This window comes from Microcoleus sp. A2-C3 (assembly GCF_036706065.1).
In the GTDB taxonomy this organism is placed as follows: Bacteria; Cyanobacteriota; Cyanobacteriia; order Cyanobacteriales; family Microcoleaceae; genus Microcoleus.
On record NZ_JAUBVX010000025.1, the window covers coordinates 71,682 to 93,748 of the forward strand.

General features: G+C 44.5%; 18 protein-coding genes and 2 pseudogenes. 9 read left to right on the forward strand and 11 right to left on the reverse strand.

Annotated features, from left to right (window positions below; translation table 11 throughout):
• Nucleotides 1–17: 17 nt before the first annotated feature.
• From QUB66_RS15580 to QUB66_RS29750, 5 genes and pseudogenes are all read left to right on the forward strand, one after another.
• Nucleotides 18–479, forward strand: a complete 462-nt coding sequence (locus tag QUB66_RS15580; RefSeq protein WP_332966149.1) for a cupin domain-containing protein — start codon at nucleotides 18–20, stop codon at nucleotides 477–479.
• Nucleotides 480–485: 6 nt separating this feature from the next.
• On the forward strand, nucleotides 486–1,136 hold the full coding sequence (locus QUB66_RS15585) for a class I SAM-dependent methyltransferase (RefSeq protein ID WP_265238854.1): 651 nt from the start codon (nucleotides 486–488) through the stop codon (nucleotides 1,134–1,136).
• A 181-nt stretch (nucleotides 1,137–1,317) separates the two neighbouring features.
• Nucleotides 1,318–1,563: a hypothetical protein gene (locus tag QUB66_RS15590; RefSeq protein WP_265238855.1), complete on the forward strand. Its 246-nt coding sequence runs from the start codon at nucleotides 1,318–1,320 to the stop codon at nucleotides 1,561–1,563.
• Nucleotides 1,564–2,130: 567 nt separating this feature from the next.
• A pseudogene (locus QUB66_RS15595) lies at nucleotides 2,131–2,973 on the forward strand (IS4 family transposase); the annotation flags it as partial.
• 24 nt (nucleotides 2,974–2,997) lie between these two features.
• Nucleotides 2,998–3,045, forward strand: a pseudogene (locus QUB66_RS29750) (hypothetical protein); the annotation flags it as partial.
• A 19-nt stretch (nucleotides 3,046–3,064) separates the two neighbouring features.
• Here QUB66_RS29750 and QUB66_RS15600 read toward each other — a convergent pair.
• Nucleotides 3,065–3,187, reverse strand: a complete 123-nt coding sequence (locus tag QUB66_RS15600; RefSeq protein WP_265239159.1) for a hypothetical protein — start codon at nucleotides 3,185–3,187, stop codon at nucleotides 3,065–3,067.
• A 209-nt stretch (nucleotides 3,188–3,396) separates the two neighbouring features.
• Between QUB66_RS15600 and QUB66_RS15605 the strand changes: the two genes are divergently transcribed.
• Nucleotides 3,397–4,329 (forward strand): ADP-ribosylglycohydrolase family protein, encoded by a 933-nt coding sequence (locus tag QUB66_RS15605; protein ID WP_265239160.1) that lies wholly within the window; start codon nucleotides 3,397–3,399, stop codon nucleotides 4,327–4,329.
• 355 nt (nucleotides 4,330–4,684) lie between these two features.
• Here QUB66_RS15605 and QUB66_RS15610 read toward each other — a convergent pair whose 3' ends face one another.
• The 10 genes from QUB66_RS15610 to QUB66_RS15655 all read right to left on the reverse strand — a co-directional run bounded on the left by QUB66_RS15610 (nucleotide 4,685) and on the right by QUB66_RS15655 (nucleotide 18,480).
• Nucleotides 4,685–5,158 (reverse strand): hypothetical protein, encoded by a 474-nt coding sequence (locus tag QUB66_RS15610; RefSeq protein ID WP_265239161.1) that lies wholly within the window; start codon nucleotides 5,156–5,158, stop codon nucleotides 4,685–4,687.
• 240 nt (nucleotides 5,159–5,398) lie between these two features.
• Nucleotides 5,399–6,637: a cation:proton antiporter gene (locus tag QUB66_RS15615; protein WP_332966150.1), complete on the reverse strand. Its 1,239-nt coding sequence runs from the start codon at nucleotides 6,635–6,637 to the stop codon at nucleotides 5,399–5,401.
• A 318-nt stretch (nucleotides 6,638–6,955) separates the two neighbouring features.
• Nucleotides 6,956–8,107: a universal stress protein gene (locus QUB66_RS15620; protein WP_332966214.1), complete on the reverse strand. Its 1,152-nt coding sequence runs from the start codon at nucleotides 8,105–8,107 to the stop codon at nucleotides 6,956–6,958.
• Nucleotides 8,108–8,307: 200 nt separating this feature from the next.
• Nucleotides 8,308–8,937: a K(+)-transporting ATPase subunit C gene (kdpC, locus tag QUB66_RS15625; protein WP_332966151.1), complete on the reverse strand. Its 630-nt coding sequence runs from the start codon at nucleotides 8,935–8,937 to the stop codon at nucleotides 8,308–8,310.
• 159 nt (nucleotides 8,938–9,096) lie between these two features.
• On the reverse strand, nucleotides 9,097–9,366 hold the full coding sequence (kdpF, locus tag QUB66_RS15630; RefSeq protein ID WP_332966152.1) for a K(+)-transporting ATPase subunit F: 270 nt from the start codon (nucleotides 9,364–9,366) through the stop codon (nucleotides 9,097–9,099).
• A 56-nt stretch (nucleotides 9,367–9,422) separates the two neighbouring features.
• Nucleotides 9,423–10,031: a Uma2 family endonuclease gene (locus QUB66_RS15635; RefSeq protein WP_332966155.1), complete on the reverse strand. Its 609-nt coding sequence runs from the start codon at nucleotides 10,029–10,031 to the stop codon at nucleotides 9,423–9,425.
• 99 nt (nucleotides 10,032–10,130) lie between these two features.
• Complete coding sequence (gene kdpB, locus QUB66_RS15640) at nucleotides 10,131–12,236, reverse strand: potassium-transporting ATPase subunit KdpB (RefSeq protein ID WP_332966156.1); 2,106 nt, start codon at nucleotides 12,234–12,236, stop codon at nucleotides 10,131–10,133.
• Nucleotides 12,237–12,311: 75 nt separating this feature from the next.
• Nucleotides 12,312–14,069: a potassium-transporting ATPase subunit KdpA gene (gene kdpA / locus QUB66_RS15645; protein ID WP_332966157.1), complete on the reverse strand. Its 1,758-nt coding sequence runs from the start codon at nucleotides 14,067–14,069 to the stop codon at nucleotides 12,312–12,314.
• Nucleotides 14,054–14,392, reverse strand: coding sequence for a potassium transporter TrkA (locus QUB66_RS15650; RefSeq protein ID WP_332971249.1), 339 nt, complete (start codon nucleotides 14,390–14,392; stop codon nucleotides 14,054–14,056). The genes kdpA and QUB66_RS15650 overlap by 16 nt, the downstream gene beginning before the upstream one ends.
• Nucleotides 14,393–14,724: 332 nt before the next feature.
• On the reverse strand, nucleotides 14,725–18,480 hold the full coding sequence (locus QUB66_RS15655; RefSeq protein WP_332966158.1) for a DUF4347 domain-containing protein: 3,756 nt from the start codon (nucleotides 18,478–18,480) through the stop codon (nucleotides 14,725–14,727).
• Between the two features lie 644 nt (nucleotides 18,481–19,124).
• On the opposite strand from QUB66_RS15655, the gene QUB66_RS15660 reads away from it, so the two are divergent.
• The 3 genes from QUB66_RS15660 to QUB66_RS15670 all read left to right on the forward strand — a co-directional run.
• The gene (locus QUB66_RS15660; RefSeq protein WP_442923270.1) at nucleotides 19,125–20,231 is read left to right on the forward strand and encodes a sensor histidine kinase; all 1,107 of its coding nucleotides are present in this window, start codon (nucleotides 19,125–19,127) and stop codon (nucleotides 20,229–20,231) included.
• The gene (locus QUB66_RS15665; protein WP_332966162.1) at nucleotides 20,221–20,913 is read left to right on the forward strand and encodes a response regulator transcription factor; all 693 of its coding nucleotides are present in this window, start codon (nucleotides 20,221–20,223) and stop codon (nucleotides 20,911–20,913) included. Before QUB66_RS15660 ends, QUB66_RS15665 begins: the two co-directional genes overlap by 11 nt.
• A 497-nt stretch (nucleotides 20,914–21,410) precedes the next feature.
• On the forward strand, nucleotides 21,411–22,067 hold a 657-nt coding region (locus tag QUB66_RS15670; protein ID WP_332971250.1), incomplete at its 3' end, for a cadherin-like domain-containing protein.

The window sequence follows — 22,067 nt, forward strand, 5'->3', positions numbered from 1 at the left end:
ACTGGAAGGAGTATTTTATGATTGTAAATCCTGAAAATGTGCCGGATATTACAGGCTCGAATTATCCCCTGCAATTTCAATCTGCGGTGGCGGGAAGGGTGAAGAAACGCTTGGGTGATGCTGCGGGTTTGCAGAATTTTGGGGTAAATTTGGTGAGACTTGCGCCGGGAAGTTGTTCTGCTCTGAGACATTGGCACTCTCGTCAAGATGAGTTAGTCTATGTTCTGGAAGGGGAGATTACTCTGATTTCTAATGCGGGTGAGGAAGCGCTGCAACCGGGTATGGCGGCTGGTTTTCGGGCGGGTGATGCTGATGGGCATCATTTGGTTAACCGCACGAATTCTGTTGTTGTTTATCTGGAAGTTGGCGATCGCACTCCGGGAGATTCAGCGAATTATCCCGATGATGATTTAGTTGCTAAATCTCACGATAATAGCTGGATTTTTACTCGCAAAAATGGCGAGATTTATGAGGGTTAAAAAATTATGAGTCAAGTCAATCTTTGGGGCTCGGCGGAACACGCTTTGTGGTATCTGGCTAAGGCTGATGGTATTCCTCACCGCACTGAGGGTGAGGCGGTTTTGTTGGAGGAGGTGCCGAAAACTGTGCGCCGTATTCTGGATGTAGGTACGGGTGATGGACGGTTGTTGGGTTTGCTTAAGTGCGATCGCCCGAATGTTGAGTGTGTGGCGATCGACTTTTCGCCGACAATGCTGGAAAAAGCCAGAATTCGCTTTGCTGATGATAAGAATGTCACGGTAATCGAGCACAATTTTGACGAACCGCTGCCGGATTTGGGCAAGTTTGATGCGATCGTTTCTAGTTTTGCTATCCATCACGTAAAGGACGATCGCAAATTTGACCTTTACACCGAGATTTTCGAGCTTTTGGAACCCGGAGGCATTTTTGGCAATTTGGAGCACGTAGCATCCCCAACAAAGGCTTTACACGAGAAATTTCGAGAGGCGCTCGGTATTAGCGATTCGCCCGACGATCCGTCTAATAAATTGCTCGATGTGGAAACGCAATTGCGCTGGTTTAGAGAAATTGGTTTTACAGATGTAGATTGTTATTGGAAGTGGCGCGAACTCGCTTTATTAGTTGGGGTGAAACCAACCGCATCGCCATCAGATTAGGAGCGCAAATTAAATAACTTACAATTTTAATTGTGATTGTGGGATGGGCGTCCCGCCCGCTCTTTCCAAAGTTATTAGCCGTGGTGCAATATCTCAAATCGTTGGGACTTTAGTCTTCTGAATCTGTGGACTAAATTCCGAACGATCAAACCTTGTTTATCGCTTGAAGTCGAGACTTGCCGTGTCTGATAACGAACCTGCACCGCATTTGCACCTCCTTTCTAGCTTTGAATTGGGATGGGATGGTTTGATGAATCTCATTTACGAGCTAGAACCTGCTGACGAAATACCGGAAACTGATTTAGAACACCACTTTATTATCATAGCTAAAAATGATTTTCGGGCGAGTTTTATGTTTAATGGAAGTTGGCAAGAGGTAGATTATGCCAGCGGCGATATTGCAATTATTCCTGCTATGGTAATTTGAGCTTGGAAAAACTGAGTAGTGCGGTGCAGATTAGTTCGCATTATTTTGTGAGTTTGTTCAAGCAATCTACAGGAGTACACCCCATCAGTATGTGATGAAATGTCGCATCGAGAGAGCAAAGCAGTTGCTTCGGCGGCGGGAGTTGACTCTTGTGGAAATTTGCTGACGGGGTGACAGGTTGCCTGAAAATCAGACAGTCAGGCAATCCTAGACAAATTGCCTAGAAAAAGATAGAGTAAGAAAGCTTCTTACCCAAAAACAATTAAATGATACCAGAATTATATCATGCCCATTTGTCAGAAAAGCTGACACCTTCTAATTACTTATTGACAATTTTATTGATTCAAGTAGTGCAATCGATTAAAGAAGTTACATTGGAAAGCATAGCAACAAAACTAGGGATGCCCATTAAATTTTAAAGTAGAAGAAAAAAGATTCAGAGATTTTTATCGGAGGATGAATGGAGTCTAGATAATATTTGGTTGCCACTGGTGATTGGTTGGACCAAAGGTAATGTCAAACAAAATAAGGTTGTATATTTAGCAATAGACAAAAACGAAATGGCAATCAAATAATATTTTGATGGTCAGCATGATTTGGCGAAAAAGAGCTATTCCTATCTATTGGAAAGTTCTTGACAAACAAGGGAACAGCACATTAGAAAATCAACAATTAGTATTAACGCCAGTATTCGCCGGCTTATCAGATTATAAATTGCTCGTGTTAGGAGATCGTGAATTTTGTAGTGTTACCCTGGCAAACTGGCTGAGGGAGAAGAAAGTAGATTTCTGTTTACGACTAAAAAAAAATGTTTGTATCAAGACGGAATTAGAGTTATGGACTGAACTAAAAATGCTAGGATTAGAGCCAGGAAATAGCTTTTTCAATCAAGAAGTAACAATCCGAAAAACCGCACCAATTACGGGGTTTAATTTAGCCGGTAAGTGGCTGGGTAAATATCGAAATATTACTACAGAAGAACCTTGGTATATTCTGACAAGCTTGGCAAATATACAAGCAGCAGTTGATGCTTATGCAAAAAGATTTGGAATTGAAGAAATGTTTAGAGACTTTAAGGGTGGAGGATATAACCTAGAAAGGACTAATCTTACGGGCGAGCGATTGAGTAAATTATTAATTCTGTTATCACTAGCATACTTGAAGAGTATAATCCAAGGGATAAAAATTAAGTCAAAACAAGTTCAAGAATATCTAAGTAGAAAAACAGAAAGTCACAGAAAATATGCACGTCATAGCACTTTTTATATTGGACTTTGGGGTGAATCATGGGTCGATTCGATGTTTGGTAATTGGCAGGTTGTTGTTGAATTAATGTCTTTGTCCCCACATAAACTACCTAATTATCAACAAGGCTTAAGAGCTATGAGGCTTATTCTATCAGCGTTATAGGCGACTTGTCGCCCCGACAGGGAAATTTGTCATCAAGTCGGCTTTCAAAGTCAGAGTCATTTTACCAGAGTGTTTCGCCAACAGGTTAAAACTACGCCAAAGGCTTATAGAAACGATTTGGCTGGCGATTCCATAGATATTGATATGGTTTGAAAGAGCGATCGCGATCGTGGGTATCAGCATCAACCGCTTCGGGCGGCAACTGTCCTGACACGGGTTTCCTTTTAAATTGCTTCCTAAATTTTTCTGTATAATATGCTTTTATGGGGTTCGCTCCAGAAACTTTCGGGGTATTACATCGAATTGGGTATGTTATCTAGAAACTTTTAGTGCGATCGCCCTATGTTGGGTAGATGTACTTAAATTTTCTGTAGAATACTTTGTTATGTTTCCTATAAGGATACGATCGCTTAGGATAAATTCATGGTAAAGCTCAAAGAAAGAATAGAAGGAGGTGTTTATGGGCTATTGATAGGTGATGCCCTTGGTGTACCTTATGAGTTTCATGCACAAACTGAAATTCCTCCTGTATCGGAAATAGAATTTACCCCACCTGACTATTTCGATCGATCGCATAAAACTATCGCACCTGGAACCTGGTCTGATGATGGGGCACAAGCACTTGTTCTGTTGTCTTCCCTCCTAGATTGCGGAAGATTAGATATTGACAATTTTGGCACGAGATTAGTTGATTGGTATGAAACTGGGTATATGGCAGTCGATGGCAATGTGTTTGATGTTGGCATCCAAACAGGTCAAGCTATTAGAAAACTAAGATTAGGAGTTAAGGCAGCAATAGCTGGACAAACTGAACAAGCCAAGGGCAATGGTTCATTAATGAGAGTTCTGCCGCTGGCACTATGGCATAAAGGTAGTGATGAACAACTTGTTAACGATGCTCATCAACAGTCAGTTGTGACTCATGGACATCTTAGATCGCAAATATGTTGTGCTTTATACTGTTTGTGGGCTAGGTACACTTTAGAGGGAAAAGCCAATTCTTGGAAAGAGGCAGTAACCAAAATTAAAGAAATCTATGGTCAAGACTCAGATGAATATGCAGAACTAATGTGGGCAGTAAGACCTGACGATAGTATTGATGGGCAGGGAAGTGGCTATGTGGTTGATACTTTACGTTCTGCTAAATGGGCGATGAAAAAAAATACTTACGAAGAGGTTGTAAAAGCTGCTATCTCTCTGGGTAGAGATACAGATACAACGGCGTGTGTGGCGGGTGGGATAGCTGGAATACGCGATGGAATGAAAGCAATTCCTAAAAGATGGCTCGCTGATTTAAGAGGTAAAGATATTTTATATTCAGAGTTACAAAAATTAGTCGATTGGAGATGTAGGTAGGGAGCATCTCAGCTTTGCATTTATATAGTGCTGTCCTCGCTCGCGTATTATACGATACGCGAGCGAGGACAGCACTATAAGAAAAAATGCTTTTTACAAAAATGAGATGCTCCCTGTAGGTAGAAGGCGGCATAACAACTCTGCAAACAAACGAATGATGCGATAAAAGTCTAAATCTGTGTTTTGAAAATAACCAACAGAGTATTGAGAAGAAAACAGGCGAACTCTTAAGCCAAACCATACAAAAAGCAACCGTTTTTTGGAGTAGCAAGCAAATTGAACCTCCAATTTACACTTTTAGTTAGTTGGGATGGAAGATATTGTGCGATCGATCGCACATTGGGATCTTACCCAGTTAGAGGGCTGTTTTAAGAGTTATTAACCAAACGATCGAATTAACAACAAACAAAAAGGTATAAAAAATATAGATTGATGGAGCGCAGATAGCTCTCCATAAAGAAGGCATTTTAATTGTTTTTAATGAACCGAGCGGGTGAACAAGACCTTCAGGAATTGAGCGAGTATTAAAACTTTCATTTAAGGCGCTTTCATTATTCAAGAATTGGGTAATTGCATTGACTCTTTGCAGGTAATAAAATTGCACCTTCCAGTAGGTAGCTTCTAAAAACCAAAAACCAAAAATTATAACGTATCCTAGGGGAACCAACGCATCTATTTTGCTTGTAAAAACCCAACCAATCAAGGCTACCCAAATGGTAATTGCCGCAGTTTTTAATTGCATCAGAATTGTTGTGAAGTTAGCTATTTTTTTCTCTAGTTCCTCTGCTCCTTTTTGCAGCATTGCTAGCTGAAATTCAAATCGATCCATGTTTGATTCCGCGAATGTTTATATTAGAGTTATCGAAAAAATTATAATCTTTTTTTCTTTCGGTGTCGTTATAGAACTTCGCCTGACGCACCCTACAAGTCGATTTTAGATTATATAGTAAGGTGCGTCAGCTCCCGAAATTCCCGATCGCCATTAGAGAACTTCGCCTGACGCACCCTACAAGTCGATTGTTGTGTGACAGTTGCGTCCAGGACTATTAAAGTCACGCACCTTACTGAATTAAATTAAATCCGGTACTTTGGGTTTAATTCGGCGCTCGTACCAGTTCATTAACGGGGTGGCGCTAATGCCGTGTACTATCACAGAAATTACGATAGTTGTAAAGGTTATCCAGGCTACTTTCTCGGCAGTTTCGCCTTTCAAACCGTGACCCAAAGCATAGGTAAAATAATAGATAGAACCGACGCCACGAATGCCGAACCAACCGAACAGCAATCGGCTGGCGGGATGCAAAGGACTGCCGATCGTACTAATCCAAGCTCCCACAGGCCGAATCAAAAAAATTAACAATCCACCTACTAAAAGCGAGTAGCCGCCATATGCCAACATAGGTTCTAGGCGCAGGAGCGAACCTAATAGTAAAAGAGTTGCTACTTCCATTAACTTTTCAATGCGCTCGGTAAAGTGCAGTTGGGAAAGCGGTTTTTCTGGATCGCGGTAACTGCGCTGCACGACAATTCCTGCTACAAAAACTGCGAGGAATCCGTAGCCGTTGACTACTTCTGTGAGGGAATAGGTGAGCAGAATTGTGCTGAGAGCGATGAAATCTTCCATTAATTGGTCGGCCGGTCTGTAGCGTTGCAATCTTAAATCGATCCAGGTGACGGCTTTAGCTACTAAAATTCCCATGACGATACCTGCGGCGATCGCCCAAATTAAGTCAACTGCTGCCCATTGCAAAAACCAGTTCGACAAATTGTCATCTTTGATCGCATAAATACCGAAGTAAACAAAGGGAAAAGATAAAGCATCGTTTAAACCACCTTCCGATGTTAAACCAAAACGCAATTCATCGCTATCGTCTATATTAGCTAATTGAACTTCTGAGGCTAAAACTGGATCGGTGGGAGCGAGAATTGCTCCTAATAAAATAGCCGACCCCCAATCTAATTTCACAAACCAATGAGCTAGCGCAGCCACAGCAAAAATCGAAATTGGCATTAAAAAACCGATCAGCCGCGCTGTGGAATTCCAAGCCCAAAGTTGCAGCGGGCGATTCATTTTTAAGCCGCAACTGAATAGAGAAACAATTACTACAAATTCTGTAAGTCTTTCTAAAAATATAGCTTCGGGGCGCAATTGAATTAGGTTGATGCCGTAGGGCCCCAATCCGATACCGACAATTAAATAAATTAAAGCATAAGAAAGTGGCAATCGCGAAATCCATCCCGAAGCCAAGGTGACTGTCAGCAAGAGGATGCCAATTGCTAGCAAGTTGAGAATGTAAGGATCTACCATGACGCACTTGTAATCAGTTTAACAATTGCGACTATAACAGGTAAATACTTTTAGCGCATCCGTCCTATGCTATAGTCTGCTACCCTCCGAAAGTTGCAGTTGTTAAGTAGAAGGAAGAAGGAAGAAGGAAGAAGGAAGAAGGGACAAGATATACACAGCAAGCTGGAGATCGATCCGTCTTTTATGTTTAATTAGGTGGACTTACTTATACAACTGTCAACCCTTCGGCTTCGCTCAGGGCGAGCTGTCAACCCTTCGGCTTGCTTCGACTTCGCGGGATCACAAGTCGCTCAGGGCGAGCTGTCAACTGTCAACTGACTAATTAGGAGCCCCGCTTTTTTCGGTAGCGATGATGTGCAAATCTACGTGTTTGAGCGATCGCACTAACTTTTGAGTCAAGGAGCCGCGCAGCAGCAAATTCCACCGGGATTGCTGGCTTTCGCCGACCACAATTTGAGTAATTCGATACTGTTTGGCTACATCCGAAATTGCTTGGGCTATATTGTTACCGTTTACCCGCAAAAATTGTCCGTTAAATTCCTTACATAGTTTCTCACAAGTTTCAACGTGCAAGCTTTCCGGTTTTGTTAAAAATTTGTCTGGATCGTTTACAAACACAGCATAAAACGGGGCATTCATGTAGTTAGCAATCCTCGCGCCGCGCCGCAGCAGTTGCAAGGAATTGGGATAAGTAGAGAGGCATACTAAAACTCGTTCGTGAATGTTGCAAACTTGACCTTTTAAAGTTCCTGCATCGTCTTCAACACTGTCTGCAACTTCTCGCAGGGCGAGTTCTCGCAAAGCAATTAAATGACGGCGCTGGAAAAAGTTTTTTAAAGATTGTTCAATTTTTTCGGGAGCGTAAATTTTGCCTTCTAACAACCTTGTTTCTAAAGTTTCCGGCGTGACATCGATAACCACTATTTCGTCAGCAGTTTCGAGGACGCTATCGGGCACTCGCTCTCGCACGACAACTCCAGTAATTCGAGCTACTAAATCGTTGAGACTTTCTATGTGCTGAATGTTGAGCGTGGAAAAAACATCAATTCCAGCATTGAGAATTGCTTCGACATCTTGATGTCGTTTTTCTCGCAGAGAACCGGGAATATTTGTATGAGCCAGTTCGTCTACTAATGCTAGTTGAGGGCGGCGTTCTATGACTGCTTCCGCATCCATTTCTGCGAGCTTTTTTTCGCTTCGCAGCATAGTTTTTCGCGGGACTATTTCCAGTCCTTCAGCTTTAGCTGCTGTTTCTTTCCGCCCGTGAGTTTCTAACAGTCCGACAGCCACATCTATGCCTTCAGATTTAAGCCTGTGTCCTTCTTCTAGCATTCGGAAAGTTTTGCCGACACCGGGGGCCATCCCGATAAATATTTTGTGCTTTCCCCGGCGACGCGGGCGATCGTAAGTGCGGTTTGGTTGGGCGTAAACCTCATCTGGATTGTTTGTGAGTTCGCTAGAGTGAATCATAGCAGTTGACTGTTGACTGTTGACTGTTGACTGTTGACTGTTGACTGTTGACTGTTGGCTGTTGACTGTTGACTGTTGACTGTTGGCTGTTGACTGTTGGTAGTTGGTACAAATAACAACTAACAAATAACAAATAACAACTAACAAATAACAACTAACAAATAACAACTAACAAATAACAACTAACAACTGACTCTAAACTATTGTAAACCGTCGAGAGCTAAATTTAGTTTGAGGACGTTAACTCCCGGTTCGCCGAAAATTCCGAGAAATCTGCCGTCTGTATTTTTGGATACCAACATTTCTACTTGATTGAGATTTAGCGATCGCACTTTTGCTATCCGCTCAACTTGCGCCCTAGCTGATTCTACACTAATGTGCGGATCGAGCCCAGAGCCGGAGGTGTAGACTAAATCTGCCGTCGGTTTGATGCCGGCTTGGTTGAGGCGGGCTATTTCTACTTCCACGCCTTGAAAACCATCTTTCTCATTACCTCGCTTCAGCAAATCCGAGTTAGTGGGTGCAAGGTTGCTAGCTCCAGAAAACCCCGTTCTCTGACTTAAATTATCGGCCTTTGTCGGGTCGAAATCAGTAGGTGCAAAGCTACTGTAATTTGTGGTTGTGGGGCGACTCCAAAAATATTTATCCGAGCTGAAAGATTGACCAATTAACGATGAACCGACTACAACTCCCTGCTTAGTAATTAAGCTGCCGTTAGCCTGCGAGTTGAAGGCGACTTGACCGATTACTAGCACGATTAAGGGATAAATAATTGCGGTGATTCCCCACAAAACTAAAGTCACGCGAATTGCTCTGATTAATTCTCTCATAAATTACCTCAATGAATAAGGAAGTTCGGCAACGGATTATGTAACGGATGTAACGGATGTCTTTGGAACTCAGAAACCGGGTTTTTGCGAAATATTTCGTTTTAGCCCGCAGATTCGGGAAAAAACCCGGTTTCTAATAGTCGGAATGTAGATGTTTAACTAAAATCTTTCTGGTTGAAAAATTACAGTAAACAAATAAACTGCGAGTCCGATGATTACTAAACCCAAAAGGCTTAAACCCCATGCAGCTTTTTTAGTTAAACTTTCATCTGTAGCGGCATACACAGCGGGAGCTATTATCAAATTAAAGCACATTACTAGAAATAGCTGCACCGGGATTGGGTGGCGCTGCCACAGCATTTGTCCTAACTCAACGGTGTCTTGAAAATCTCTAGGCAAAATATCATTCAGCAAATCGTTTCGTTTCATAATTCCTCTTGTTTTTCGATTATGTTTCTTGACAAATTGCAGCAAATATGTTTTGATTATGCTTCCTCTTGTCCCTCGCGCAGTTGATTGCGAAACTCAACTACAGCATCGTATTGATCGGGGATATTGGCACAACGAACGAACAATGTTAAATCCAAATCAGGTAGCAATTCACTGCGATCGACTTGTTTGTATTCTTCGTCTTGCAAACGGTACAGGGCTAGCTTGCCTTTTTTCCAAAACCATACTTCGGGAACCTTGACTCGCCTGTAGATTTCCAGAGTATTTACTCCGCCGCTGGTGACAACTACTTCTATTACAATGTCGGGAATCTCTTTCTTAGTTTCCAGATTGAATGATTCATCAGGCTCTTTTCTTCCTCCTAGTTGGATACTGCCGAGAGTCTTGCTACCACGCTTGTAAAATCGGATGTTTGTGTGTTGAAAATAAGCCAGCAGTAAGAGACTGATAGTGCTTTTACCATCTTCATGTTCTACTGAAAGAGGAGACATAATATCTAAGGTTCCATAGAGGTAGGCTAGCCGCACATTTGGAAAATCTTCTAAAGCTGCTTCTATTGCTTCCAATTTCTCCCAGCTAACATCATAAAGCGTGAGGCACTGGTTGCTTTCACTGACTGGTTTATCCAAAAGTTGAGGATTCATAGGTCATTTTGCAATGAGTGGTTTTCAGATGAGCGTCGAGGCAGAACCTCTAAATCTATTCTATCCATTAAATCTCGTACTCTGCTCGCTACCGAACCTCTATGCTAGCCCGATCGCAGTAATAAACACATCAATGACTTTGATGGCGATAAACGGTGCGACTGCTCCGCCTAATCCGTAGATTAAAATGTTCCGCTGCAATAGTTGATTGGCACTCAGCGGTCTAAATTTGACCCCGGTTAATGCTAGGGGAATTAAGGCGGGAATAATTAAAGCATTGTAAACTAATGCGGATAAAACTGCTGATTGACCGCTGGCTAAACCCATGATGTTTAAAGCGCCAACTGGAGCAAACATTGCCGGAATAATTGCAAAATATTTGGCGATGTCGTTGGCTAGCGAAAATGTGGTTAGCGCGCCGCGAGTAATTAGCAATTGTTTGCCGATTGTTACTAAGTCAATGAGTTTTGTGGGGTCAGAATCTAAGTCCACCATGTTGGCGGCTTCTTTGGCGGCTTGGGTTCCAGAATTCATCGCGAGTCCGACGTTTGCTTGGGCTAGGGCGGGTGCGTCGTTGGTTCCGTCTCCCGTCATTGCTACTAATTTGCCTTCGGCTTGTTGCTTGCGAATTACTTCGATTTTGTCCTCTGGAGTTGCTTCGGCTATGAAGTCGTCAACCCCGGCTTCGTCGGCAATTACTGAGGCTGTAATGCGGTTATCTCCGGTGAGCATGATGGTGCGAATTCCCATTTTTCGGAGTTGGTCAAACCGATCGCGAATTCCCGGTTTAATCACATCTTTCAAATAGATAATTCCGTAGGTGTCGCTACCTTGACAAACACCTAACGGCGTGCCTCCCAACCGCGAAACCCGCTCGTAAGCTTCATCGAGATCCGCGCCGATATTGCCGCCGCGCGATCGCACAAAACCCTTCACCGCATCCACCGCACCCTTGCGAACCTCCGTACCATCGGGTAAATCGGTACCCGACATCCGCGTTTTTGCGGAAAAATCAAGCCCGGTGGCTCCTCGATCGTTGGTGCGATCGAACTCGGCGACTGCGCCCGACTTTTCGGCCAAACGGACGATCGACTTTCCCTCTGGCGTGTCGTCAAACACACTCGCAGTCAGCGCTACCTGCGCCACTTGTTGCAGCGAATGACCGTTTACCGGAATGAATTCCTCGGCTAAACGGTTGCCCAGCGTAATCGTCCCCGTTTTGTCCAAAATCAGCGTATTCACGTCACCACAGGCCTCAACGGCGCGTCCAGAGGTCGCTATCACGTTAAACTGAGCGACGCGATCCATCCCCGCAATGCCGATCGCGCTCAACAAACCGCCGATCGTTGTCGGGATCAGCGCCACCAGCAGCGAAATCAGCGTCACCACGCCCACAGGAGTTTTCACATAATTGCCGATCGGCGGAATCGTCGATACCACAATCAAAAACACCAGAGTCAGCACCGCCAGCAGCACCGTCAGAGCGATCTCGTTCGGCGTTTTTGAGCGTTCTGCGCCCTCCACCAGCGCGATCATCCTGTCCAAAAAGCCCTTACCTGGGTCGGCCATCACCCGCAGCGTCAGCTCGTCGGAGAGGATGCGCGTACCGCCGGTGACGGAACTGGCGATGTCCGAACCCGGTTCCTTCAGCACCGGTGCGGATTCGCCGGTGATCGCAGATTCGTCCACCGATGCGACACCTGCGATCACTTCGCCGTCAGCGGGAATGACATCGCCTGCGATCACCTTAATTTGATCGCCCCGTCTCAAAGATGTCGAACTAACTTCCTGGATTGAACCGTCTGGTAGGAGTTTGCGGGCTGTTGTATCTGCTTTGGTCGATCGCAGTGCATCTGCTTGCGCTTTCCCGCGCCCTTCTGCTACCGCTTCCGCGAAATTAGCAAATACTAAAGTAAAGAACAAAATGAACGTGACTAAACCGTTAAAAACTACCTGATTGTTGCCTGGAACTGGGCCGAACAGCGTGGGGTCGATCGTCAAAAGTGCAGTTACAATTGTGCCAACCCACACCACAAACATCACTGGGTTTTTCACCATTACCCGTGGATCTAGCTTGATAAAAGCTTCTTTAAAAGCTCTTTGATAAAGACCTTTTGTATTTGCTTTGGGTGTGTGTTTGCGAGACTCGCGAGAGCCTCTGGAACGGGGAGTTTTTTCGGAATTGGGGGAATTGGAGGAAGCCATAATTTGGATTTTTAATGAACCGCAGAGGACGCAGAGAGCACAGAGAATGAGAAGGGTGAGGTTGATCTTTTTTCGCTACTGAGGTGGAGGAGTTGGTGTTCCCAGAGGCGATGGCGCAGATACTGGTGCTGCTTCTAATTTGCTGCTGCTGATTTCGTATCCTTCAGCAATTGGCCCTAAAGCTAGGACTGGGAAAAATGTCAGCGCGCCCAAAATCACGATTACTCCTGCGGTTACGCAGGTGAATAAAATGGAATCGGTTCTGAGTGTTCCGGTTGTTTCGGGAACCAGTTGTTTGTTGGTCATGTTGTCAGCTAGCAGCAGCATCGCCACAATTGGCACGTAGCGCCCCATCAGCAAACTAAAACAGGTGCTTAAGTTCCACCAAAGTCCTGTTGCTGCGGGTTGAGAATCTCCTAATCCTTCAAAGCCTGAACCGTTGTTTGCCGCCGCTGAAGCGTATTCGTACATCACTTGCGAGATGCCGTGAAATCCAGGGTTGCTGATGCCGCTCAAGCTGTCGGTAAAGGCGAGGGTAATGGCGCCTGGGATTAAAACTGCGATCGGGTGAACTAACAAAACTACACTGGCTAAAACTATTTCCTGTTTTTCGATTTTTCGTCCCAAAAACTCAGGTGTTCTACCCACCATCAATCCGGTGAGAAATACGCTCAAAATTAGGTAAATAAATAAGTAAGCTGTTCCGGTTCCTTGTCCGCCCCAAACAATTTGCAGAAACAAGTTAGACAGAGTAGCAAAACCTGCGGGAGGCATTAAAGAATCGTGCATTCCGTTCACAGCCCCGCACATTGTGCCAGTCGTAGTCACCGCCCAAAGTACAGTTTCTGCCCAGCCAAACCTAACTTCTTTTCCTTCTAAATTTGGTTGTATGGAACCCAGTAAATTATTGACTTGAGGATTTCCTTGGTATTCACCAACTGCTGCAATGCCAATCAAGGCCACATAAATTATAAATACCATCCAAAAAATCAGCCATCCCTGTTTTTTGTTGTTGGCAAATCTGCCGTAAGTATGAATGAGTGCTGCAGGGATTGAAACCATTGCTAGGGTTGCCAGCAGGTTACTAAAAGGGTTGGGATTTTCAAAAGGGTGAGCCGAGTTAATTCCGAAAAATCCGCCGCCGTTTTCTCCTAGTTGTTTGATGCTTTCAAAGTGAGCGACTGGGCCGCGGGCAATAACTTGGGTGCTACCTTCTAAGGTGGTGGCAACTTGGGGGCCTGCTAGGGTTTCCGGTACTCCCGAAATTAGCAATAGCAAGGCGATTATTAAAGATATTGGTAGTAGAATTCTGGTGATTGATTGAATTAAATCGATGTAAAAGTTACCTAACGGGCGCCCGGTAAGTCCCCGAATAAAGGCAATTCCTACTGCTAAACCTGTGGCGGCTGAGGTAAACATTAAAAAACCCAGCGTTAATTGCGATAGATAACTATATGTTGTCTCGCCGGAGTAATGCTGTTGATCGGTATTTGTGAGGAATGAAATTGTTGTGTGCAGGGCTGTATCCCAGGTTGGTGCGCTGAGGCTGGTGGGATTTAAAGGTAGCATTCCCTGAAGCATGAAGCTTAAGAATACAAATATGCCCATTGCTAGATTGCTGTATAATAGCGATCGCGCATATTGCCAGCCTGTCATGGAATCTACAACACGGATGTTGCCGGCTTTATAGATGAGTTGTTCTACTGGTTTAATGGCGGGATCGAGGAAAGTTCGTTCTCCCATGTACACTCGCGCCATGTAGTTGCCCAAGACGGGCGCGATCGCGATTAAAATGATTAGGGTTAATCCGATTTGAGTTAATCCTTGCAGCATAACTTAGTTAAAAAATCCTCGTTGTTGAATAAATCCGCTTCACTCCTCGGAAAATGGCTTCGGAAAGAAGTCCACAAAACTGGGTGAGTTTTCTTTAAGATTACTTCTAGTTCGCAGCCAATCGCCCGATTAATTGCTACTGCTAAGATACGATCTCCCCAGAAAATTGTAGAAATTTCGCTGGCTAGAATTAATCTGTCTTCTCTTATTAATCCCAAGCAATAGCAGTTATCTGGCAATTGTATGGTACTTAGTGTTAGGCCGCAATAACTGCTGTTGAATTGGATCGGTACTTGAATGAGTTTTGGTTCTACAAAGCTCATGAACGACTCCCGTAGGTCGCAAGGTTAGGTTTACTCTTATTGATTACTGTACAGAAGTTGGGGGTGTTTGATAATTAGTCTTAAGATATAAGTTACTGTTTAGGATTTATGATTATCTGCTATATACTTTTACTAATAGGCGAATGTTTAGATAATGTTTGAAATCTATACTTGCAGGTATAGATGCTGTGTAAACGCTGTTTTTTGCGCCACAATTGCGATCGATGCTTTAACAAACAGGATTTACGCACTCATATAGTTTGATGCGCTACAAGTAGCAGTAAGGCGCGCACTACGCGCCCTACATATAGAATACCTTCGTCCGGGACTGTCTAAGCTATGTTGAAATTGGCAGCACTGATCAAGCTGGCAGACACTCCATTGAGAGAGGCTAAAATTTGACCGGTTGCTGACAAACGGATGAAAGTTGAACTGTTTTCTTGAGTAATCGACAGTTGGGAAAAAGTGAGATTTTTGGCGAGTATTAGCAAATCTTTGCCATCCTCAAAATCCAAGATAGTATCGATGCCAGAATTGGTGGAAATCAAGAATTTATCATTGCCAGCACCTCCTGACAAAATATCACTTCCCAAACCGCCAGTCAGCAAATCATCACCATTTCCTCCGAACAAAAGGTCTGTGCCATCACCGCCATTCAAACTGTCATCACCGTTCTCTCCGAACAAAACATCATTACCGCTACCTCCCAGCAATGTATCGTTATCATTGCCACCATAAAGAGTGTCATTCCCAAGGCATCCGTCTAGCAAATCGTTATTTTGATTTCCATTTAAGAAATCATTGCCAGCACCTCCGCAGATACTATCATCTCCGAAGTTACCGTAAAGACTATCCTCACCTTCGCTGCCAAATATAATATCATTTCCCTTGCCCCCATAGCCGCGATCGTTACCTTCACCGCCGTCGATAAAATCAGCACCGACATTGCCAAAAATTAAGTCGTTATCTTCCTTGCCATTGATTGAATCATTGCCCCGATCGCCCAAAATGAGGTCTTCACCTTCACCGCCAACAATGATGTCATTATTTTTGCCACCAAACAGGGTATCATTTCCCCGATCGCCACTAATAAAATCATTTTGTTTGTTTCCGTAAAAAGTATCGTTGTTTTCGCCTCCGTATAAGTTGTCATTGCCGAAACCCGCATCGAATATGTTCGGATTTGAACTGCCGTAAAAAGCGTCATTATCGGGAGTACCAAACTGGATTTCACCGCTGCCATTGCTGGTGATAATATTTTCAGCTTCATTGGGTAAATCCCAATTTGGATATTTAATAGTATTGCAAATGCAATCACTTTCAGTTGAACTTGGTGTCGGAGTTGGAGTTGGCGCTGGCGTCGGAGTTTCCGATGGTGTGGGAATTGGTGTTGGTGTTGGCGCTGGTATTGGCGCAGGCGTTGGTGTTGGGGCTGGTGTTGGCGCTGGCGCTGGTGTTGGTGTTGGGGCTGGTGTTGGCGCTGGCGCTGGTGTTGGTGTTGGCGCTGGCGCTGGTATTGGCGCTGGTATTGGGGCTGGCGCTGGTGTTGGGGCTGGCGTTGGTGTTGGGGTTTCCGATGGCGTTGGTGTTGGGGTTTCCGATGGCGTTGGCGTTGGCGCTGGTGTTGGCGCTGGCGTTGGCGTTGGAGTTTCCGATGGTATTGGTGTCGGTGTGGGTGTCGGCGTTGGCACTGGCGATATTGGCGTCGGTGTCGGCGTTGGCGATATTGGCGTCGGTGCAGTGTAGTTAATAATAGTCGTGGTAGCGGTATCAGCGGTAATTATCGGTGTTACCGCTGCGATGCCTGTGGGATCTGACAGGGTGACGGTAATAGTTTCATCGGGTTCAACCGTGGTGTCGCCCAACACATCCAGAGTGATGGTTTTTGATGTTTCACCCGTCGCAAAATTAATCGTGCCAGTAGCAGTTTTTGCCCCAGAAGTACCGCCGATATTGTTATAATCGCTGCCGTTGGTAGCTGTTCCTGCGATCGCATATTTGACGCTACTTGCCCCGTTAGTGACGTTGCTGCGAGTTACAGTGAAAGTTAGAGGTTTTTTGCCGCTATTGCCTTCATCAAGGGTGGCAGCATTGGTGGCAATGTCATAAGCAACAGAAACTTGATCTGAAATAGTTAGTGTGGTTTGTTTTGTGGAACCCGCAATGCCACCGGTAATTGTGCCAAGGTTGAAAATTACGGTTTCTGGGTTTTCAGAGATATTGTCAGACTTGATAGTAACTGCAATATTTTTGGTGAGTGCGTCACCTGTTGCACCTGCGGGGAAAGTAATCGAAGTAGGGGAAAAGGTGTAGTCAGAATTTTCGGTGGCTGTGCTAGTGGGGTCGAGGAGAATTGGCACAACGACATCGTTTAAGGGAGTGCCACCGGTGATCTTGACGGGAATATTAACTACTGTGTCTGTTGTTCCTTCCACACTGTTGTAAGTGACCGCACCGAAATTAACTGTATTCGATGTATTCAGCAGAACCGAGACATTTTGACCGGAAGCCGTAGCTATATCCAACTTGCCGTCAGCATTAAAATCTCTCGCAACCGCAAAAGCAATATAATAAGCATCATTGTTCGGGGCATACGGGAGCGTAAAGTTGCTGAGAGTACCAAATTTACCCGTACCATCTCCTGACAAGACTGAAAGTTCCTTATTCGTGAAGCTAGGCGTGGCTAAATCGAATTTGCCATCGCCATTAAAATCCCCTGCAACCACAGATTCGGGACCAAAAGATAGAGAACGTTTGACACTAAAGTTGTTAGCAGTATCAAAATTACCCGTACCATCTCCCAAAAAGACTGAGACAGATTTATTGGTGTTATTATTAGCCGCGATATCGAGTTTGCCGTCGCCATTAAAGTCGCCTGTGACAACAGTGCGATACTCAGTCCCAGGGGAGGTAAGGTTAACGGGGGAGTTAAAGTTGCCCTTACCATCTCCTAATAAAACGGAGATGTTATCAGTCAATGAATAGTTCGATGTGACTAAATCAAGTTTGCCGTCGCCGTTAAAGTCGGCTGTGTCAAGAGTAAACTTGCGTGTTTGTGTATTAATCTTAACGGCAGTGCCAAAGCTACCAGCACCATCTCCCAAAAATATTGAAATGAAGTTATCGAGATAAGGAGTTGTGGCTAAATCTAACTTGCCATCTCCATTAAAGTCACCGGCTACGATCGAAGCATGATCTATATTTTCACCGAAGTTGGTAGGATCACCAAAACTGCCAGTACCTGTCCCCAGCCGGATGGAAACGAAATTGCCGTTACCTTGTAAATCCTTACGATTCGCTACAGCTAAATCGAGTTTGCCGTCTCCATTAAAGTCGCCCACTGCAACGCCATTGGGATTCTCCTTACCTGCTGGCTTAACTAAGCTGATAGGAGTAGCAAAGCTTCCCGTAGTACCCGTCCCCAATAATATGGAAATATCTCTTGGGAAGAAGCGATCCTGCTTACCTGTCACTACTAAGTCGAGGAAACCGTCACCATTAAGGTCACCCGTATCAATGTCTCCAGCATTTGGTACACTATAGTTCCTGGCTTCACTGAAGGTTGCAAGGACGTGGCTGTATGCTGCTAGAACTTCGGGCCGAAATGCTAAAGAGGCTGCTATTTTCCCGGTTGTCGTTTCCAGTTCCCAGTCGCCACCTTTTGCTGCACTGCCGGTGAGGTTTTTGGAGGCGGCAACGTTGGTATTTGTGAGTTGGGCGATGCGCTGGATGAAAGCAACGGCACTTAATGCCACATTACAACCATAAATCAGAATGTCCGCGCCCAGACAAAAAGCATTCCGCCACTGCTGCAATTTCTCTGAATAAGCTTCCAGATTGTCTAAACTCAAGCCGCCGCTACCCAGTTGCAAGCGGCCGGGACTGCCGTGAGAAATGATGTGGATGCTCTTAATATTCGTGCGATGAGCTAAGATTTGAGTAATTTGATCTATCGCATCCCTTTTCCCATGTAACACTACAACTTCGGTACCCGGTGTTACCCCGGCAATCAAACTTTGATAATCTGTAACTTGGCGATCGATAAAGGCGATCGCACTTCCTGAAACTTGACAATTAAAGTTTGGCATCACAGCACTTATTCCTGATTGAACTAGAGTTAAAAATTGTTGCATCAACCATAACAGTTGATTCCATAAAACTATGTAAATATTTAGCAAGTATCTATTGATACATAGTCCCTCGATCGAATCTATAGGTTTGTCCGCAGATCCGCCGGGTTGGTGTGGATATTGTGGCACAGTATTTACGGTGAATTATTGCGAATTTGGAGGTGAACCCATCCTAGAGCTTATTGAGAATGCTGCAAGATTTCAGCTCGATCGCACTTTCTACCGTATTTTTATTAAATCACGTAGCTATTTGAGAACGTGAGTGAGTTATCATCGACTTCTCATCGACTTTTCATTAGACATCTCGCATAATTAGATCAGTCCTGGATGCACTCCGACAAAGAAACCGGGTTTTTTACCAAATCTGTCGGCTGCGACGAAGTATTGTCGTAAAAAAACCCGGTTTCTGGGCCCCGATGCCTAAATCCTATAGATTTTTGTCCAGATAGGCCAAGGCGTAACGCATTTTCTTAGATTTTGAGTAAATTAGATGTAGCAGGAGGCAGCAAGCCCTAAGTAATAAGCTCATCTTTTTCAGCAATCGATCGAGTCCGCCATCGCCTTGCCGATTGCTATATTATTTTTCTTTCTTGCTAATAAAAATCTTGAGAAACTTCTTAAAAATCCCCCAAAATTTACTACTTCAAGAAAAGTATTTGCGAGGAAGATGGTCGATAGCCATTTTGTTTGCTATTGTGATAGCGCTGGAATTTAGCACGCCGTCGGAGTATCTGTTTGGATACTTTTACACGGGGCCGATTATACTGGCAAATTCGCGCTTGAGTCGGTTGGGAAAGTTACAAATTACGCTGGTAGCGGTAGTTTTGACTCTGTTGAATGTGTTTATTCCTCCTGGAGAAACGATCGCCCTAGCAACTGTTGCAAATAGAGCGATCGCAATTATGGCTTTGGGAGTGACGGGATATTTGAGCGATCGCAATCAGCAGTACCAAGAAGCGATCGCGATCGCCAAAGCTCAGTTACAGTCTCAGCAGCAGCTAGCCAGCATCCGAGAAGATTTTGTGTCTACTTTGAGTCACGACTTGAAAACGCCGATGCTGGGGGCGATCGAAACAATTAAAGCTTTTAAATCAGCAAAATTTGGCGATGTCACTCCCCATCAGCAAAAGGTTCTCGAAACAATGGCGCGATCGCACAAAATGTCGCTACAATTAGTAGAAACCCTGTTGGATGTTTACCGCAACGATACTGAAGGTTTGAAACTGCAACTTGCTCCTGTAAATTTAGTAGCTTTAGCCACAGAGGTAATCGCCACACTCGCAGATTTATCAGCGGCGCGCCGAGTTTATATTAGTACGAGTTACGGAGAGTCAGATTTCCGTCGCTCCTTGTGGGTAAACGGCGATGCAGTCCAACTCCAGCGCGTTTTTGTTAATTTGCTAACAAACGCGCTCAACCATTCTCCACGAGGCGGCAAAGTAGAAATTGTGATGGCATCTCATTCAAATTATCAGGTAGTGAAAGTGATCGATAGCGGGTTGGGAATTACCGCAGGGGAACTCTCGCAGCTATTCGAGCGTTTTTATCAAGGAAATAGCGATCGGCAAGCTAAAGGATCGGGATTGGGATTATACTTATCTCGCCAAATTATTGACGCCCACGGCGGTATAATTTGGGCAGAAAACAAATTGCCCCACGGTGCTTTGTTTGGATTCCGACTACCAGCAATCTCCGCCAATGAAACCTAATTCTCCCTTACGAATTCTCTTAGTTGAAGACGACGAACTGTTTCGGTTGGGACTGCAAACTCGATTGCAGCAGGAAAGTTGCTTGCAAATAATTGCCGAGGCGGAAGATGGCGAAACTGCGGTTGAATTGACTCAGGAATATTTGCCGGATGTGGTGGTTTTGGATGTAGGTTTGCCGGGAATTGGTGGCCTTGAAGCGTGCCGCCAAATTAAACAACAACATCCCGAAATTCCCGTTTTAATTTTAACATCCCATTCCCAAAAATCGTTAATTGAAAGGTTGATGGCTGCAGGAGCTCACGGATATTGTCTCAAGGGAATTGCGGCGGAAACTTTGGTTTTGGCAATTCGATCGGTAGCGTCGGGCGCTTCTTGGTGGGATAAGGGTGCAACTGCGGAAATTAGGGCAGTTTTTACTCATGCTGAACCTGTGAAAGTCGGGGTAAAATCGGAAGTTTTAGACAATCCACTGACGAAGCGGGAACAGGAAATTTTGGCTTTAGTTGCTGGTGGGAAAAGCAATCAGGAGATTGCACAAATATTGTACATTGCTCCGGGGACTGTGCGGGTGCACGTTCACGCGATTTTGCAAAAGTTAGAAGTGCGCGATCGCACTCAAGCAGCAGTGCTCGCTATTCAGAAGGGATTGGTAGCAAAAGAACTGTTAGGCGATCGATCTTAAGTCTGGTGGTTTATAATAATCGCAAAACCTTGATCGTTTGATATCGTTTCCGGTTGCATCGCTATTGTTCAAACAGTTAACATTCAACATCACCTGACGGTGCAACCTAAATTGATAAGATTTATAATAAGTTTTGAAAAATTACTTGACACAAAAATAATTAAATAGTAGTAATATTTATCTATAATATTTAATTTAATTATGTTCTTATTATGCCATCATTAGATGTATTTTTATCAGAATATGTAGAAGGTATAGCCTTTCTCAAAAAGGTGAGGTACGCTTCGGCCAAACAGGGCATTGGGCATTGGGCTATCCTTATCTTTCTGAGAACTGCTATAGCAGTAATAATAAAGCTTTAGAAATATACAACGGTACTACAGCGCCAATTAACTTATCAGCCGGAAATTATATTGTACAAACATATTTTAACGGGGCGTTGCTGAATGAAAGTATGATGAAATCTCCCAATTCAGCAACGCCTTAGTTTTCAAGTGATGGGGAATGACAATGCTGCTTTGTTTAGCGTACCACCTGCGATCGACTCTTTGGGGCAATTGACTTTTGCGCCTGCAATAGGTGCGATCGGAAGTGCTACTATTAATTTAAACCTGAAAGATAACGGCGGTACACCTAACGGTGGTATCGATACTTCGCCTAGCCAGACTTTCGTTATTCACCTCACTAACCAGCCGGCAATGGGACAACCAGACAGTTACAGTATTCCCCACGACAAGGTATTTAACCTGCCAGCCCGCGGAGTCCTAGCCAACGACTCCGACTCCGATGGCGATGCCTTGACTGCCAAACTGGTGTCCTCGCCAAACAATGGCAAGGTAGTTTTCAACAGCGACGGTTCCTTCAGCTATACTCCGAATCCGGGTTTTGCAGGTTTTGACAACTTCAGCTACAGCGTCAGCGATGGGACATCGCCGTCTCCCCCCATTCCGGTGAACCTCAACGTCACCAACTTTTCACCTGCGGGACAACCAGACAGTTACAGCATTCCCCACGACAAGGTATTTAACCTGCCAGCCCGCGGAGTCCTAGCCAACGACTCCGACTCCGATGGCGATACCTTGACTGCCAAACTGGTGTCCTCGCCAAACAATGGCAAGGTAGTTTTCAACAGCGACGGTTCCTTCAGCTATACT

What these genes read in the sequence shown, in the direction of transcription:
- kdpF (WP_332966152.1), bottom strand. Translation starts at nt 9,366, where the DNA reads ATGAAACGAAACGATTTGCTGAATGATATTTTGCCTAGAGATTTTCAA.
- kdpC (WP_332966151.1), bottom strand. Translation starts at nt 8,937, where the DNA reads ATGAGAGAATTAATCAGAGCAATTCGCGTGACTTTAGTTTTGTGGGGA.
- QUB66_RS15615 (WP_332966150.1), bottom strand. Translation starts at nt 6,637, where the DNA reads ATGGTAGATCCTTACATTCTCAACTTGCTAGCAATTGGCATCCTCTTG.
- kdpB (WP_332966156.1), bottom strand. Translation starts at nt 12,236, where the DNA reads ATGGCTTCCTCCAATTCCCCCAATTCCGAAAAAACTCCCCGTTCCAGA.
- QUB66_RS15665 (WP_332966162.1), top strand. Translation starts at nt 20,221, where the DNA reads ATGAAACCTAATTCTCCCTTACGAATTCTCTTAGTTGAAGACGACGAA.
- QUB66_RS15655 (WP_332966158.1), bottom strand. Translation starts at nt 18,480, where the DNA reads ATGCCAAACTTTAATTGTCAAGTTTCAGGAAGTGCGATCGCCTTTATC.
- QUB66_RS15650 (WP_332971249.1), bottom strand. Translation starts at nt 14,392, where the DNA reads ATGAGCTTTGTAGAACCAAAACTCATTCAAGTACCGATCCAATTCAAC.
- QUB66_RS15610 (WP_265239161.1), bottom strand. Translation starts at nt 5,158, where the DNA reads ATGGATCGATTTGAATTTCAGCTAGCAATGCTGCAAAAAGGAGCAGAG.
- QUB66_RS15635 (WP_332966155.1), bottom strand. Translation starts at nt 10,031, where the DNA reads ATGAATCCTCAACTTTTGGATAAACCAGTCAGTGAAAGCAACCAGTGC.
- QUB66_RS15585 (WP_265238854.1), top strand. Translation starts at nt 486, where the DNA reads ATGAGTCAAGTCAATCTTTGGGGCTCGGCGGAACACGCTTTGTGGTAT.
- kdpA (WP_332966157.1), bottom strand. Translation starts at nt 14,069, where the DNA reads ATGCTGCAAGGATTAACTCAAATCGGATTAACCCTAATCATTTTAATC.
- QUB66_RS15620 (WP_332966214.1), bottom strand. Translation starts at nt 8,107, where the DNA reads ATGATTCACTCTAGCGAACTCACAAACAATCCAGATGAGGTTTACGCC.
- QUB66_RS15580 (WP_332966149.1), top strand. Translation starts at nt 18, where the DNA reads ATGATTGTAAATCCTGAAAATGTGCCGGATATTACAGGCTCGAATTAT.
- QUB66_RS15605 (WP_265239160.1), top strand. Translation starts at nt 3,397, where the DNA reads ATGGTAAAGCTCAAAGAAAGAATAGAAGGAGGTGTTTATGGGCTATTG.